Origin of the sequence: Pseudomonas chlororaphis (assembly GCA_001023535.1) — a bacterium.
Lineage (GTDB): Bacteria > Pseudomonadota > Gammaproteobacteria > Pseudomonadales > Pseudomonadaceae > Aquipseudomonas > Aquipseudomonas chlororaphis_E.
This window is the reverse complement of sequence record CP011020.1, coordinates 5730858-5746422: the sequence shown is the minus strand read 5'-3', so window position 1 is coordinate 5746422 and position 15565 is coordinate 5730858. Positions and strand designations below refer to the sequence as shown.

The window sequence follows — 15565 nt, the reverse complement described above, 5'->3', positions numbered from 1 at the left end:
GTTTATGAACAGCGATGTGCAAGGAGCGACCATGTTTGACTGGAATGACCTGCGGTACTTCCTGGAGCTGCAACGCAGTGGCCGCTTGCTGACGGCCGCGCGGCGGCTCAACACCACCCACGCGACCGTCGCCCGGCACATCGAGGCCATCGAGAAGAGCCTGGGCACGGCGCTGTTCGTCCAGCATGCCCAGGGCTATGAATTGACCCCCGCCGGCGAGACGCTGCTCAAGCATGCCGAGGCCATGGAAAACGTGGCGTTGCTGGCCCAGGAGGACATCACCCAGTCCAGCGCGCCGCTGGGCAAGATTCGCCTCGGGGTGACCGAAGGGTTGGGCATCATGTTCCTGGCCAGCCGCATGGATGGGCTGTTCCAGCGTTATCCGGGGTTGGAAGTGGAGCTGGTGGCGGTGCCGCGGTTCGTCAGCATTCTCAACCGCGAGGCGGAAATCAGCATCCACCTCGAACGCCCGGCGGCGGACCTGCTGGTGACGCGCAAACTCACCGACTACAGCCTGGCGCTGTACGCCAGCCAGGCCTACCTGGACCGTTCGCCACCGTTGCGCACCCGTGAAGACCTGGCCCGCCATGCCTGGATCGGCTACGTCGACGACCTGCTGTTCAGCCAGGAGTTGATGTTCCTCAACGGCTTCTGCCGCCACCCTCGGGTGGTGTTCCACAGCACCAGTGTCATCGCTCAGCAGCAGGCCGCACGGTCCGGCCTGGGCATTGCCGTGCTGCCTTGCTACATGGCCAGCGGCGATCCGACGCTGGTGCCGCTGCTGCCGGATGAAACCCTGCGCCGCAGCTACTGGATCAGCACCCGCCGCGAACTGCACAAGTCGGTGCGCTTGCGGGTGTTGTGGGATTACGTGGTGCAGTTGTGCGAGCGGGAGCAGGGGCTGTTACTTCCTTAGCCGCGCAGCCTTTCTGTGGCGAGGGAGCTTGCTCCCGCTGGGCTGCAACGCAGCCCCTGAATCAGTGAGCTGATTGCATCCGAGCCACCGTGAAGTCGATCTCTGGGGCTGCTTCGCAACCCAGCGGGAGCAAGCTCCCTCGCCACAGGGGCAGTGGCCAGTCCAATCGGCGGTGCGACAAGCACTGGCCGCCCAAGCCCCCTTTTATGGCCCCCAATGACCTCAGCCGGCACGCCGGCGTGCCTTAACGTGGGAACTGCCTGACCCACAACAAGAAAGGCGCAGCCATGCGCCGCGAAGAGGGGCCCTATGCCGGCAACCACACCACCGATATTGCTTCATACCGCCGCCGTCATGCTGCTCGGCGCGCTGCTCGCCGGCTGCGGCGAGGAACCCAAGCCACCCGCACCCACGGTGTTCACGGCCATGCCCGCCGATGCGGCGCTGGCCCAGGTCTACGACAGCAGTTGCAAGCTCTGCCACGCCAACCCCGGTGCCGGGGCGCCGCTGACCGGCGATACCCATGCCTGGGCGCCGCGCGTGGCCCAGGGCGCCGACACCCTGCTGGACCACGCGATCAATGGCTACAACGGCATGCCGCCGATGGGTTTGTGCATGCACTGTTCCGAAGAACAGTTCCTGGCCCTGATCGCCTTCATGTCCGGCCAATCTCTCCAATAACAAACAAGGGTACGACGGCATGACGATGGATTTTTCACGGCGCCGGTTGCTGCAAGGGGCCGGCGTGGTCGCGGCGTTCACCGCGCTCGGCAGCCAGGGCGCCCTGGCCGATCTGATGCGCGCGCCGCGCCTGATCCCCTGGCGCAACTGGTCGGGGGCGCAAAGTTGCCTGCCGCTGGCGCGCCTGGCACCCAAGGACCTGGATGAACTGGTGCAGGTGGTGACCCGCGCCGAAGGTCGCATTCGGCCGGTGGGCTCGGGGCATTCCTTCAGCGCGCTGGTGCCCACGGACGGGACCTTGCTGTCGCTGAGCTTTTTCAGCGGATTGCTCAATCACGACGCCGCCAGCCTGCAAGCGGAGTTCGGCGGCGGTACGCCCATGTCGCGCATGGGCCCGGCACTCAAGGCCGTCGGCCAGGCATTGCTGAACATGGCCGACGTGGATTACCAGACGCTGGCCGGCGCCATCGCCACCTCGACCCATGGCACCGGCAAGGCGTTCGGCTCCTACGCGTCCCAGGTCGTTGGCCTGCAACTGGTGACCGCCAGTGGCGAGGTTATCGATTGCGATGCCCATCGCCACCCCGAGGTGTTCAAGGCCGGGCGGGTTTCCCTGGGGGCGCTGGGGTTGGTGACCCGGGTGCGCTTGCAGAATCGCCCGGCCTATCGGCTGCGCGAGCGTCAGTGGGTGGCAAAAACCGAAGAATTGCTCGAAGACATCGACGCCCACACCCGCGACAACCAGCACTGGGAAATGCAGGTCGTCACCCATTCCGACTATGCGTTGGCCATCGCCCTGAACGAAACCAGCGACCCGGCCACGCCGCCCATCAGCCCGGAAGAAGAGGGCGGCAACGAGTTCGTCACCCTGATCGAAAAACTCGACAAGTACGGCAGCGATTTTCCCGCGGCCCGACGAATGCTGCTGAACAACCTGCGCCTGCTGGCCAGTTTCGACGATCGCGTTGGCGACTCCCATGACATCTACGCCAATGCCCGCACCGTGCGCTTCAACGAGATGGAATACTCGGTGCCGGCCGAACACGGCCCAGCGTGCCTGCGGGAGATTCTTGCGCTGATCCGCGACAAGGACCTGCGCACCTGGTTTCCCATCGAGTACCGCTACGTCAAGGCCGACGACATCGCCTTGAGCATGTTCGAGGGGCGCGACAGCTGCTCGATCTCCGTGCACCAGCATTACCAGATGGACCACCACAATTTCTTTGCCGCCATCGAGCCGATCTTCTGGAAGTACCAGGGCCGTCCGCATTGGGGCAAGTTGCACTCGCTCAACGCCAGGGCGCTCCAGGCGCTGTACCCGCGCTGGCAGGAATTTTCCGAAGTGCGCCAGGCCCTGGACCCCGCCGGCAAGTTTCTCAACGGGCATCTGTCCACGATCCTGGGGGTGAGCTGATGGTCTTCAATCGTCGAGGGTTTCTCAAGGGAACGTTGGGCGCGGGGGTGCTGCTCGCCGGGGCCGCGGTGCTGTTACGCCCGCAGGACAAGGGCGGGCCGTACAGTGATTACTTCCGCCAGTTGAACCGCGAGCTCAAGGCCAACGGCCCGATGCGCCCGGTGCTGCTGGTGGACCTCGATCGGCTGGACCACAACGTCGATGTGGTCAAGGCGTCGGTCCGGCGCACCGGCAAGCAACTGCGGTTGGTGGAAAAATCATTGCCGTCGCCCGGGTTGCTGGCCTACATCGGCCAGCGGGCCGAGACGCGGCGGTTGATGTCGTTCCACCAGCCGTTTCTCAATCACGATGCGATGCAGTTTCCCGACGCCGATATCCTGCTGGGCAAGCCGCTGCCGGTGCGCTCCGCCGAGCTGTTCTACCAGTTGCACAAGGGGCCGTTCGACCCCGCGCGGCAGTTGCAATGGTTGCTGGACACTCCGCAACGGCTCGAACAGTACCGCGCCCTGGCCCAAGGCCTGGGCACGCGTTTACGGGTCAATATCGAACTGGACGTTGGCCTGCACCGGGGGGGTGTGACCGACGAAGCAGGCCTGGACGCCATGCTCAAGCTGATCCGGGCCCATCCGGCGCAACTGGAGTTCGCCGGTTTCATGGGTTATGACCCGTTCGTGGGCATGGGTGTGCCCGAGGTGTTGGCGAGCCCGCAGACGCTGTTGGCCCGGGTCATGGCGATCTACACCGCGCGGGTGGATTTCGTTCGCTTGCGCTACCCGGACCTGTGGCACCCGAGCCTGACCTTCAACACCGCCGGCAGCCCCAGTTATCGGCTGCACGAGCAGGAAAACCTCAGCACCGAAGTGTCGGTGGGCACGGCCATGCTCAAGCCCAGCCATTACGACCTGCCATCCCTGAGCGAGCACGTGCCGGCGGCCTACATCGCCACGCCGGTGTTGAAGCGCACCGGCGCGGTGAATATCCCGGCGCTGGACGATCAGTCACGGGTCTTTTCCTGGTGGGATGTGAACCAGCGGGCGACGTTTTTCATCTACGGCGGCAACTGGATGGCCGACTTCGAATCGCCCCCCGGCCTGAAGAGCAACAGCCTCTATGGCCGCAGCTCCAACCAGGAAATGGTCAACGGTTCCGAAGCGGTGGGGCTGGAGCTGGAAGACCAGGTGTTCCTGCGGCCCACCCAGACAGAGTCGGTGTTGCTGCAGTTCGGTGACTTGCTGGCGGTGCGCGGTGGACTGATTGTCGAGCGGTGGCCGGTCTATAGCTGAGCCTGCCTGCAATGAGCCGGGCCTGGAAAGACCCCCTGTGGCGAGGGAGCTTGCTCCCGCTGGGTGGCGCAGCCGCCCCATCTGGAAGGTGATTTTCCAGGACAATCGCGTCAGCTGGTTTTACGCCGGCTGCGCCGCCGAGCGGGAGCAAGCTCCCTCGCCACGGGGGCCCAGCGCGCCTCTAGAACACCAAAGCAGCCCTAGAACGCAAACGGAATACTCACCTTCGCCCACAGCATTTCCCCTTCCGGGCGGTTCTCCACGTCGAACTCCTTGGCCCAGCGAATTTCCGCGCTGGCGTACTTGAGGAAGGTCAGGTGCACCGCCGGGCCGATGGCGAAGACCTGGCCGCGCACGCCGTCGTCGACGTCCTGCCCGGCGAATTGCACCGTGCGGCCGTACTGTTTGTCGTCGGTGGTCTGCTTGAGGTAATAGCCGTTGAGCCCGAGCCGCAGGTTGTCGGTGACCCGGTAGCTGGCCGAATAATCGAAGTGGAAGATCTGCCCCGAGCGGTAGTCGGTGTCCTTGTTCTCGCGGTTGAAGCTGTAGGTGGTCTTCATCGACACCTCGGTGGCCTCGGTGGGCAACCAGGTGAAGGAGAACAGCGGTTTGTAGGTGTAGAAATTGTTGCTGGTGTTGGCCAGTCGATCGGTGCTGTATTCGCCGGTCGGCACGGTGATTTCCACCGCCGCGGCCAAGGTCAGGTTCTTGCCCATGTCCCAGAGCACGATCGGTGAAATGGTCGTGTCGCCCATGCCCTCGCGGGTGTCGTGCAACCCGAACACCGACACTTCCTGCTTGAGCCACGGCTGGGCGACGTAGATGCCCAGCCGTCCGCCGGCCACCCGCAATGGGCTCAGGTAGTCGATCCGCGGGACCACCGCCGTGGATTCGATTTCAACCTTCGGCACGTCGCCGCCCAATGAGCTGATGTTGAATTTTCGTGCCTTGTAATGGTTGTAGTAGAGGTTGAACGCGACCATGTTTTCGGGAAGGCTGTCGACCTCCAGCGGCAACACGAAGAAACCGTCGGTGCCGGGGCCGATGTTGTCGACGCCGGATTCCGTCGCCAGGGCGGGCAGCGTAACGGTCAGGCCGAAGGCCAGGGGCAAGGCAAAGCGCGTGCGGATCGGGTTCATAGGGGGGCTCATTATTATTGTTGGTGATGCACCGAAAGTCCGAGCCATAGAAATAAGCCGTTAGTGGCGGCCAGGGCAGGGTATTGGCGGCCACGCAGGGGACTTGGGCGGCCAGATTTTGTGTCCCCCATTGCGCCGGCGCATGCTAACGTTCATGAAACAACCGGTTACAAAAACGCCACCTAACGTGCTCCGGAACCCGCCATGCAGATGAAAGTCATCGACCCCACCTATGAACTGGCGCTGGTCTCGCCCTTCCTGTTGCAAACCTTGGCCGAGGTGGTGGCGGACAAAGGCTTCGATGCGGCCAGCCTGTGTCGCGGCCTGGGCTTTGGCCTCGACGATTTGCAGGACCCCGCCCAGCGGATTTCCTATCGCCAGGCCGTGATCATGATCCAGCGTGCGCTCAAGCTGCTGCCCGACCAAGGCCTGGGCCTGTGGGTCGGCGACCGGAACGTGCTGGGCACCCTGGGCCTGCTGGGTCATGTCCTGTCGCTGTGCGAAACCCTGCGCGATGCCTTCGCCCTGGGCGTGCGTTACCAACACACCACGGGTGGCATCGCGGTGACCAGTGTCGAGGAAGCCGCCGAGCAGATCAGGGTCGAGGCGACCTGCCGCCTGCCGTTCGCCGAGATCCAGGTGTTTGCGGTCGAGGAGTTCTTTGCCAGCCTGATGGTCTACGGCCGAGCGCTGGCCGGCCCGGATTTCAAGCCAGAGGCCGTGGAGTTCATGCACGCGGCGCCGTCCTATGCCCGGGAATACCAGCGCATATTGGGGCCGGAGGTGCGCTTCGGTTGCCGGCACAATCGCATGTTGATCAACGTTCGCTGGCTGGACATGCGCCTGCCCAATCATCATCCGCTGGCCTTGCGCCAGGCCTTGGCCCTGCTGGAGCAGGAGGCCGCCCAGGTTCACCAGAAGATCGACTTGATCCAGGCCGTGGAACGGGCGATTGCCCGGGACCTGACCCGGGGCAGCCACATCGAGAAAATCGCCAGCGACCTCAACATGAGCAGCCGGACCCTGCGCCGGCGCCTGACGGAGCACAGCCTGACCTTCGAGGCCTTGCTCGAACAGGTCCGGCGCGGTCGGACCCTGAACCTGCTGGCGAACCCCGACCTGTCCATCGAGCGTATTACCGAAGAGGTGGGCTACAGCGATGTGCGCAGTTTTCGTCGGGCGTTTCGGCGCTGGACCGGCATGAGTCCCAGCGCGTTTCGTAGCGAGGGCGCCGAGGCGCGGCTCTAAGGTTATGTCCAAACGGTATTTCTCAAGCCACGGGCGGTTTCCCTAAGATCACGTCATAACTCGTTATGACAAGTGATGGGGTCCATGTCCAACAACGTTCTTTCCCTCGACAGCGTGCCGCTGCACACCCAACTGCGGGACGTGCTGCGCGCGCGGATTCTCGACGGCGAATACCCCCAGGGCAGCCAGATGCCCTCGGAAAGCGAACTCGGCGCGCTGTTTCGCGTCAGTCGCATCACCGTGCGCCAGGCCTTGGGTGATCTGCAAAAGGAAGGGCTGATTTTCAAGATCCATGGCAAAGGCACCTTCGTCGCCAAGCCCAAGACCTTCCAGAACGTCAGCACCCTCCAGGGCCTGGCCGAGTCCATGACCGGGCGCGGCTTCGAGGTGATCAACCGGCTGCACAGCTTACGCTTCGTTGCCGCGGACAAACGCGTGGCCGAGCGCCTGGGCCTTGCCGAAGGTGACACGGTGGCGCAGGTCAAGCGGGTACGGTTGATCAACCGCGAGCCCGTTTCCCTGGAGATCACCTACCTGCCCAAGGCCCTCGGCGAACGTCTGGAAAAGGCCGACCTGGTCACCCGCGACATCTTCCTGATCCTGGAAAACGACTGCGGCCTGACCCTCGGCCATGCCGACCTGGCCATCGACGCGGTGCTGGCCGACACCGAGTTGACCCAGGCACTGGAGGTCGAGCCGGGCTCGCCGATCATGCGCATCGAACGCCTGACCCATGACGCCAGCGGCCAGCCGCTGGACTTCGAATACCTCTATTACCGCGGCGATGCTTTCCAGTACCGCCTGCGGATCGACCGGCAAAAAGGGACGCAAGCATGACCCACAGCGCTGTGACTGGAAGCACCCTGGAACAGGAATACGACATCGTCGTGATCGGCGGCGGCACGGCCGGGCCCATGGCGGCGATCAAGGCCAAGGAGCGCAACCGTGACTTGCGCGTGTTGTTGGTGGACAAGGCCAACGTCAAGCGCAGCGGCGCCATCAGCATGGGCATGGACGGGTTGAACAACGCGATCATCCCCGGGCACTCGACACCCGAGCAGTACACCAAGGAAATCACCATCGCCAACGACGGCATCGTCAACCAGGCGGCGGTGTACGCCTATGCGACGCACAGCTTCGAAACCATCGAGCAACTGGACCGTTGGGGCGTGAAGTTCGAGAAGGACGAAACCGGTGACTACGCGGTGAAGAAGGTCCACCACATGGGCGCTTATGTATTGCCGATGCCCGAAGGGCACGACATCAAGAAAGTGCTCTACCGCCAGTTGAAACGTGCGCGGGTGAGCATCACCAATCGGCTGGTCTGCACTCGCTTGCTGACGGATGAAGAGGGCGCGGTGAACGGCGTCATGGGGTTCGATTGCCGCACCGCCGACTTCCATGTGATCAAGGCCAAGGCGGTCATCCTCTGCTGCGGCGCGGCGGGGCGCCTGGGATTGCCGTCCTCCGGTTACCTGATGGGCACCTATGAAAACCCCACCAACGCCGGGGATGGCTACGCCATGGCGTACCACGCCGGGGCCGAGCTGGCGAACCTGGAGTGCTTCCAGATCAACCCGTTGATCAAGGACTACAACGGCCCGGCCTGCGCCTATGTCACCGGGCCACTGGGTGGCTACACCGCCAACAACAAGGGCGAGCGCTTCATCGAGTGCGACTACTGGAGCGGGCAGATGATGTGGGAGTTCCACCAGGAACTCGAGGGCGGCAATGGCCCGGTTTTCCTCAAGCTCGATCACCTGGCCGAGGAAACCATCCAGAACATCGAGGAAATCCTGCACAGCAACGAGCGGCCCAGTCGCGGGCAGTTCCATGCCAATCGCGGCACCGACTACCGCACGCAGATGGTGGAAATGCACATCTCCGAAATCGGCTTTTGCAGCGGCCATTCGGCCTCGGGCGTGTGGGTCAACGAGCGGGCCGAAACCTCGGTCAAGGGCCTGTACGCGGCGGGCGACATGGCGGCGGTGCCGCACAATTACATGCTCGGGGCGTTCACCTACGGCTGGTTTGCCGGCCATAACGCCGCGGACTTCGTGGCCGGGAAGGATTTCTCGACGCCGGATGCCGGCCAGGTCGAACGGGAAAAGGCCCGCGTCTACGCACCCCTGACGCGCGCTCACGGTTTGCCGCCGGCCCAGGTGGAATACAAGCTGCGGCGCTTCGTCAACGATTACCTGCAACCGCCCAAGGTCACCCGCAAGATGGAGATCGGCCTGCAACGCTTCAGCGATATCCAGCGCGACCTGGACCAGATCAAGGCCCACGACGCCCATGAATTGATGCGCGCCATGGAGGTCAGCGTGATCCGCGACTGCGCCGAGATGGCCGCTCGCGCCTCGCTGTTTCGCGCCGAAAGCCGCTGGGGCCTGTACCACTATCGGGTCGATCACCCGCAGCGCAACGACAGCGACTGGTTCTGCCATTGCCACCTGAAGAAAGGCGACGACGGCGCGATGACCTCCTTCAAGAAAGCGGTCGAGCCTTACATCATCGCCCTCGATGCCCAAGAGCTGCAGGCCTACGACCGGCTGCGGGTCGACGCCAGCGCGGCGTGAACCTTCCACCCAGAGAGAACGCCCATGGCCTATCAACCCCAGGAAATCTTCTTCCGCTCCAATGCCCCCGTCACCGTGGACGAGGACAAATGCATCGCCCACAAAGGCTGCACCGTGTGCGTCGATGTCTGCCCCATGGACCTGCTGGCGATCAACCCGGCCACCCAGAAGGCCTACATGGCGTTCGATGAATGCTGGTACTGCATGCCGTGTGAAAAGGACTGCCCGACCGGCGCGGTGAAAGTCGAGATCCCGTACCTACTGCGTTGACTGGGAGGATGCCATCGCGAGCAAGCTCGCTCCCACAGTGGATCAAGTCTAGTCGCGGTTGTTGTGTGCACCCATAAACCTGTGGGAGCGGGCTTGCCCGCGATGAGGCCAGCCCTGACACCCAAGAAGCCATCCGGCCACCCCCGGACGCCTGATTCAAAAACACCCCTCGTTTCCCACCGCGCCCTGATCGTGGCGGAGACGAACCTCCTATAAATGATTCGAGGGGAACCCCCATGTTGCGTGCAGCACTCGCCGGTCTGGTACTGGCTTCATTGACCCTGTCTGCCCAGGCAGAAACCATCCGCATCGCCATCGGCACCCAGGACACCACCATCAACTGCGTCGCCGGCGGGTTGCTGATCCGTGAACTGGGCCTGCTGGACAAGTACCTGCCCCATGACGGCGCCTACAAAGACGCCAAGTACGACATCCAGTGGAAGAACTTCACCAGTGGCGCGCCGCTGACCAACGAGATGGTCGCCGGCAAACTCGACTTCGGCGCCATGGCTGATTTCCCGGGGGCGTTCAACGGCGTGGCGTTCGAGACCGCCGGCAAGCACAGCCTGTTCATCAGCGTGTTGTCGGGCAGTACCCGGGGCAGCGGCAACGGCATCGTCGTGCCGAGTGCCTCGGGCGTGCAGGCCTTGGCCGAGCTCAAAGGCAAGACGATCTCCGTGCCGTTTGCGTCCACCGCCCACGGCATGTTGCTGCGCGCCGTGGCGGCCCAGGGCTGGGACCCGCTCAAGGACGTGAACATCATCGCCCAGCCGCCGGAAGTGGCCGGCTCGGCGTTGCAGGCGGGCAAGATCGACGCCCACGCCGACTTCGTGCCATTCGCCGAGCTGTTCCCCAGCCGCGGGTTCGCCCGCAAGATCTACGACGGCGCCCAGGCTGGTGCGCCGACGTTCCATGGCGCGCTGGTGGACCAGGCCTATGCCCGGCGCTACCCGGAAATCGTGGTCGCTTACCTGCGTGCGTCCCTGGAGGCCAATCAACTGCTGGCCGCGGAACCTGAGAAGTACAGCGAATTGATCGCCCAGGTCACCGGCGTGGATGCCGAGGTCAATTACCTGTTCCATGGGCCGCTGGGCGTACAGACCCGCGACCTGAGCTGGAAGCCGGAATACCGGCAAGCCGTCGGCACCGCCATCGACACCCTCAAGCTGTTGAAGAAGGCCGATCGTGGCCTGGACCTCAATACCTTCATCGATGACCAGTACATCCGCGCCGCCTTCAAGGCCTCGAACCTGGATTACGCCGCGCAACTGGCCAACTACGCCCAGACGCCACTGACCACGCCCGACGCCGCGACGGGCCAGGCGATCAGCGACTTCAGCCGCGTCGCCGAGATCTGGGTGCGGGGCGAACCGAAAGTGCGCCACTACGCCTCGGCGCAGTCGGCCTTCGCCGCGCTGGCGAACCTCAAGCAGCAAGGCAAGGGCATCCGTGCCGTGTATGCCCAGGCCAGCGACAGCGGGATCAAGCTGCTGGCCGAGCAGGCGTGGTTTGCCCGCGATGCCCAGGGGCAACTCAGTGCGTTCCTGCTCAAGGGCCAGGCCGAGCAGTTTGCCGCGCAGCAGGGCGGCAAGGTCCTGGACTTTACCGAAGCTACGGCACAGTCGGTTGCTGCGCGCTGATCGTCAGAATACTCAGTGAACTGTGGGAGCGGGCTTGCTCGCGAATGCGGTCTGACATTCAACATTGATGTCGACTGAACCACCGCTTTCGCGAGCAAGCCCGCTCCCACAGGGATCTCGGTTGAGAGGAAGAGTTGTGTCCCGATCTTATTTTCGCTGGCTCCTGCGAGCCGCTTCCCTGGTGCTCTGCCTGTTGTTCTGGCAGCTCGCCGCCACTCATCACTGGGACCTGGGCCTGGTGACGTTTGCCAACGTTCCGACGCCGCTGGCGGTGATCCAAGCTGCGCTCGGCCTGGGGGAGTCGGGCAGCCTTGGCCGACACCTGGGCGCCAGCCTGGGCCGGGTGTTTGCCGGGTATGGCGCGGCGGTGTTAACCGGCGTGGCCCTGGGCCTGGCCATTGGTCGCTCGAAATGGGCCGAAGACCTGCTGTTGCCGCCGCTGGAAGTCCTGCGGCCGATCCCGGCGGTGGCCTGGATTCCCCTGGCGATCCTGATGTTTCCCTCCTCGGAGCTGTCGATGGTGTTCATCACCTTCACCGGGGCGCTGTTCCCGATCCTGCTCAACACCGTGCACGGCGTCGAGGCGGTGGACCGGCGGCTGATCGCCTCGGCGAAAAGCCTGGGGGCCGGGCGCTGCGCGATCCTGTTGGAAGTGATTCTGCCGGGCGCCGCGCCGAGCATCATCACGGGGCTGGCCATCGGCATGGGCACGTCCTGGTTCTGCCTGGTGACGGCGGAAATGATCGCCGGCCAGTACGGCATCGGTTACTACACCTGGTCCTCCTACACCGTGCAGAACTACGCCGACATTGTCGTCGGCATGCTGTTGATCGGTGTGCTGGGCATGGGCAGCAGTGTGTTGATCAAGCGCCTGGGCGGGCTGTTGACGCCTTGGCACCGACCGCGAGGTAAAGCCTGATGAGTGTGATGCAAACGCCTGAGGGACGGATCGATATCCGTCAGTTGTCCATTGTCCTGGGCCAGGGAGCCCAGGCGTTCGAGGCCGTCCAGGGCCTTGATTGCCAGATCGAGGCGGGCCAGTTCGTGTGCGTCCTGGGGCCGTCCGGTTGCGGTAAATCCACCTTGCTCGGTGCCTTGGCCGGGCACCTGCAACCGCGCGCCGGTACCTTGCATGTCGACGGCTTGCCGGTGGCCGGGCCATCGCCCCAGCGCGGGATGGTGTTCCAGCAGCACACGCTGTTCCCGTGGCGCAGCGTGCGCGACAACGTGGCCTTCGGCCTGAAGATGCGAGGCCTGGGCAAAGCCGAACGGCAGCGGGCGGCGGATGAAATCCTCGCCCTGGTGGGCCTGGACGGATTCGCCGGGCACTGGCCGGACCAACTGTCCGGGGGCATGCAGCAGCGGGTGGAGATCGCCCGGGTGCTGGTCAATCGGCCACGACTGCTGTTGATGGACGAACCCTTCGGTGCCCTGGACGCCTTGACCCGGTTGAACATGCAGCAGTTGCTGCTGGAGATCTGGACCCGCATCCGCACCACCGTGGTGTTCGTCACCCACGACATCGACGAGGCACTGTTCCTGGCCGATCGACTGCTGGTGATGAGCCCGCGCCCGGGTCGGATCATCGAGGACTTGCGCCTGGATTTTCCCCGGCCACGCACTACCGAACTGGTCACCCGTCCCGAGTTTTCCCTGTTGAAGCGCCACTGCCTCGAGTTGTTGCGCCATGAGGACGGCCAGCCCTTGCCGCGCCTCAATCCCCTCGGGCTTCCCCTTGAAACCTCCTTGCCGCGATTTGCCTTATGACCTCTTTATTTGAAGACACCGACAACGATGACATCCTCGCCCTGCAACCGCGCCTGGTGGACGAGGACCCTGGTGTGCGCCGCATCGCCCTGATTGAACTGGCCGACCTCGAGGAACCCGAAGGTCTGCTGTGGCTGGTGGATCGCCTGGCCCACGATGCCAGTGCCGAGGTCCGCGCCGAGGCCGCGCGACTGCTCGAAGCCTGGGAAGACGCGCCGGTGGTCGCCGCGTTGTGCCAGGCCCTCACCGATCCGTCCCCGACGGTGCAGGGCGCCGCCGCCCAGAGTCTGAGCCTGCTCAAGAGCGAGGCGGCGGGGAGGGTGATCCTGCCCTGGGCCGCCCATGAGACCGTCAGCGTGCGCGTCGCCGCGTTCAGGGCCTTGCGCGAATTGCGCCTGGCCGACGCGGCACCGGTCGCGCTCATTGCCCTGGCCGACACCGATGCCAGCGTCCGCCGTGAGGCAGTTGGCGTGCTCGGCTGGCTCAAGCACCTCGACGCGTTGCCGGCGCTGGCGCGGTTGGCCAGCGCCGACCCGGACACCGAGGTGCGCCGGGCGGCCACCGGTGCCCTCGGCCTGGGCTCTGATGCACACGTCTTGCCGGCCTTGCGCCAGGCACTGCGGGACCCTGCCTGGGCGGTGCGCGAAGAAGCCGCCACCACCTTGGGCAAGGTCGGCCACGCCGATGCGGGCCCGGCGCTGGTCGAGGCCCTGGGGGATGATTATTGGCAAGTGCGCCTGCGCGCCACCCGTAGCCTCGGCCGCTTGCGCTACGCCCCGGCGTTGTCGGGGTTGATCGAGACCCTGGGCCATCGCATCAGCAACCTGCGCAAGGAAGCCGCCCTGGCCTTGGGCGAGTTGAACGACCCCGCAGCGATCCCGGCATTGCAGGCTGCCCAGGACGATGGCGACCCTGAAGTCCGCAAGGCCGTGCGCATCGCCCTGGCGCAAGTGCAATGAGCCCGCTGGCGATGGGCAACAGCCCTGACAAAGGCCAGTTGAGGTTGAACTGGCCCGATGGCCGCGAACAACGCCTGGACCACACTGAACTGCGCCGCCAGTGTCCTTGTTCCCAGTGCCGGGCGTTTCGCTTGCAAGGGCTGGCGGTGCAGGTCGATCCACGGGTTCGGGTGGTGGAGGTCAATGCCCAGGGGTATGGGGTCCAGTTGGTCTTCAGCGATGGCCATGGGCGCGGGATTTATCCATGGGCTTACCTAGCAGGGCTTGGACATTGACTGTGGGAGCGGGCTTGTTCGCGAAGACGCGGGCGCATTTAACACTTTCTTTGACTGGCACACCGCTTTCGCGAGCAAGCCCGCTCCCACAGGGATGTGCATGGCTGTGAGCTGACTGACGGCGCTTGTCAGAAAAAACCGACAGGAGTACAAATGTACTCCATGACGACTCTCACTCCCCGCCGCACCGCCATCCTGACCTTCATCCGCGAACGCATCGCCGATCAAGGCCAGTCTCCCAGCCTCGCCGAGATCAGCGAGGCGTTCGGCTTTGCCTCGCGCAGTGTCGCCCGCAAGCATGTGCTGGCGCTGACCGAAGCCGGTTTCATCGAGGTCAATCCACACCAGGCCCGAGGCATCCGGTTGTTGAACCAGCCACCGCGGCCCGAATTGCTGGACGTGCCGGTGCTGGGGCGGGTGGCGGCCGGCTTGCCGATTGGCGCCGACGCCGACGTCCACAGCCGCCTGATGCTGGACCCGGCGATGTTCACCAAGGCGCCGGATTACCTGCTGCGGGTGCAGGGCGACTCGATGATCGGGGACGGCATCCTCGACGGTGACCTCGTGGGTGTACAACGCACCCCCCAGGCCGCCAATGGCCAGATTGTCGTGGCGCGGCTCGACGGTGAGGTCACCATCAAGCGTTTCGAGCGGATCGGCGAGCGCGTGCGCCTGCTGCCGCGCAACCCGGCTTATCAGCCGATCATTGTCGAAGCCGATCAGGACCTGGCCATCGAAGGCGTGTTCTGCGGCCTGTTGAGGCAAGGCTGATGGGCGCTGTCGTCGCGCTGGACACGCTGTTCAATGCGGGCCAGGTCTGGAAGGGCCGGCCCGCGCCTCCAGCCGCCAGCCCGCAACCTACCGGGCATGCTGCGCTGGATGCGGCCTTGCCGAGTGGCGGCTGGCCGGAAGCGGCGTTGACGGAATTGCTCATCGCCGCCCCAGGCGTGGGCGAGTTGCAAGTGGTGTGGCCGACCCTCGCCCGATTGTCGAGCGCGGGGGAGCGCATCGTGCTGGTGGCGCCTCCGTTCGTGCCTTATCCCCAGGCCTGGCAGAACGCCGGGGTGGACCTGCGCCAGTTGTCGGTGATCCACGCCGATGAGCGCGATGCCTTGTGGGCCGCCGAACAATGCCTGCGCTCGGGCAGTTGCGGCGCGGTGTTGTGCTGGCCTCGTCAGGCAGACGACCGGGCCCTGCGCCGGCTGCAAGTGGCGGCCGAAACCGGCCAGACACTGGCGTTCGCCTGGCGCTCGATGCAGGAAGCCATCAACCCGTCGCCGGCGGCCTTGCGCATCGCCATCGACGCCCGACCCGCGCAGTTGCGCGTGCTCAAGTGTCGAGGCGGGCTGGCCCGTTCGGCGCCGATTGCCTTTGCCGCGTCCACAAGGCACTGA

16 protein-coding genes are annotated in these 15565 nt (G+C 64.7%); 15 read left to right on the top strand and 1 reads right to left on the bottom strand.

The genetic code is table 11. The annotated features are described in order from the left end of the window. Positions 1-31 precede the first annotated feature (31 nt). From VM99_25050 to VM99_25035, 4 genes are all read left to right on the top strand, one after another. Positions 32-916 (top strand): LysR family transcriptional regulator, encoded by an 885-nt coding sequence (locus VM99_25050; protein ID AKK01169.1) that lies wholly within the window; start codon positions 32-34, stop codon positions 914-916. 309 nt (positions 917-1225) lie between these two features. Continuing rightward, positions 1226-1597 carry a cytochrome C gene (locus VM99_25045; protein AKK01168.1) on the top strand — a complete coding sequence of 124 codons (372 nt, stop codon included), beginning with the start codon at positions 1226-1228 and terminating at the stop codon, positions 1595-1597. A 19-nt stretch (positions 1598-1616) separates the two neighbouring features. Beyond that, on the top strand, positions 1617-3011 hold the full coding sequence (locus VM99_25040) for an FAD-linked oxidoreductase (protein AKK01167.1): 1395 nt from the start codon (positions 1617-1619) through the stop codon (positions 3009-3011). Beyond that, the gene (locus tag VM99_25035) at positions 3011-4294 is read left to right on the top strand and encodes an alanine racemase (GenBank protein AKK01166.1); all 1284 of its coding nucleotides are present in this window, start codon (positions 3011-3013) and stop codon (positions 4292-4294) included. The genes VM99_25040 and VM99_25035 overlap by 1 nt, the downstream gene beginning before the upstream one ends. A 200-nt stretch (positions 4295-4494) precedes the next feature. Here VM99_25035 and VM99_25030 read toward each other — a convergent pair whose 3' ends face one another. After that, positions 4495-5433, bottom strand: coding sequence for a lipoprotein (locus tag VM99_25030; protein ID AKK01165.1), 939 nt, complete (start codon positions 5431-5433; stop codon positions 4495-4497). Between the two features lie 204 nt (positions 5434-5637). On the opposite strand from VM99_25030, the gene VM99_25025 reads away from it, so the two are divergent. The 11 genes from VM99_25025 to VM99_24975 all read left to right on the top strand — a co-directional run bounded on the left by VM99_25025 (position 5638) and on the right by VM99_24975 (position 15565). Continuing rightward, a complete protein-coding gene (locus VM99_25025; protein ID AKK01164.1) occupies positions 5638-6681 on the top strand; it encodes an AraC family transcriptional regulator in 1044 nt (347 codons plus the stop codon). 84 nt (positions 6682-6765) lie between these two features. Then, positions 6766-7518 (top strand): GntR family transcriptional regulator, encoded by a 753-nt coding sequence (locus VM99_25020; GenBank protein AKK01163.1) that lies wholly within the window; start codon positions 6766-6768, stop codon positions 7516-7518. A gap of 11 nt (positions 7519-7529) precedes the next feature. After that, positions 7530-9260, top strand: coding sequence for an oxidoreductase (locus VM99_25015; GenBank protein AKK01865.1), 1731 nt, complete (start codon positions 7530-7532; stop codon positions 9258-9260). Between the two features lie 24 nt (positions 9261-9284). Then, on the top strand, positions 9285-9530 hold the full coding sequence (locus VM99_25010; protein AKK01162.1) for a 4Fe-4S ferredoxin: 246 nt from the start codon (positions 9285-9287) through the stop codon (positions 9528-9530). Positions 9531-9766: 236 nt separating this feature from the next. Then, a complete protein-coding gene (locus VM99_25005; protein AKK01161.1) occupies positions 9767-11170 on the top strand; it encodes a nitrate ABC transporter substrate-binding protein in 1404 nt (467 codons plus the stop codon). Between the two features lie 136 nt (positions 11171-11306). Then, positions 11307-12089, top strand: a complete 783-nt coding sequence (locus VM99_25000) for an ABC transporter permease (GenBank protein AKK01160.1) — start codon at positions 11307-11309, stop codon at positions 12087-12089. Beyond that, on the top strand, positions 12089-12937 hold the full coding sequence (locus tag VM99_24995; protein ID AKK01159.1) for a sulfonate ABC transporter ATP-binding protein: 849 nt from the start codon (positions 12089-12091) through the stop codon (positions 12935-12937). The genes VM99_25000 and VM99_24995 overlap by 1 nt, the downstream gene beginning before the upstream one ends. Continuing rightward, positions 12934-13896 carry a PBS lyase gene (locus VM99_24990; GenBank protein AKK01158.1) on the top strand — a complete coding sequence of 321 codons (963 nt, stop codon included), beginning with the start codon at positions 12934-12936 and terminating at the stop codon, positions 13894-13896. The genes VM99_24995 and VM99_24990 overlap by 4 nt, the downstream gene beginning before the upstream one ends. Continuing rightward, positions 13893-14171, top strand: a complete 279-nt coding sequence (locus VM99_24985) for a hypothetical protein (protein ID AKK01157.1) — start codon at positions 13893-13895, stop codon at positions 14169-14171. Before VM99_24990 ends, VM99_24985 begins: the two co-directional genes overlap by 4 nt. Before the next feature lie 153 nt (positions 14172-14324). Next, positions 14325-14942, top strand: a complete 618-nt coding sequence (locus tag VM99_24980; GenBank protein ID AKK01156.1) for a LexA family transcriptional regulator — start codon at positions 14325-14327, stop codon at positions 14940-14942. Further along, on the top strand, positions 14942-15565 hold the full coding sequence (locus tag VM99_24975; GenBank protein ID AKK01155.1) for a CDP-6-deoxy-delta-3,4-glucoseen reductase: 624 nt from the start codon (positions 14942-14944) through the stop codon (positions 15563-15565). Before VM99_24980 ends, VM99_24975 begins: the two co-directional genes overlap by 1 nt.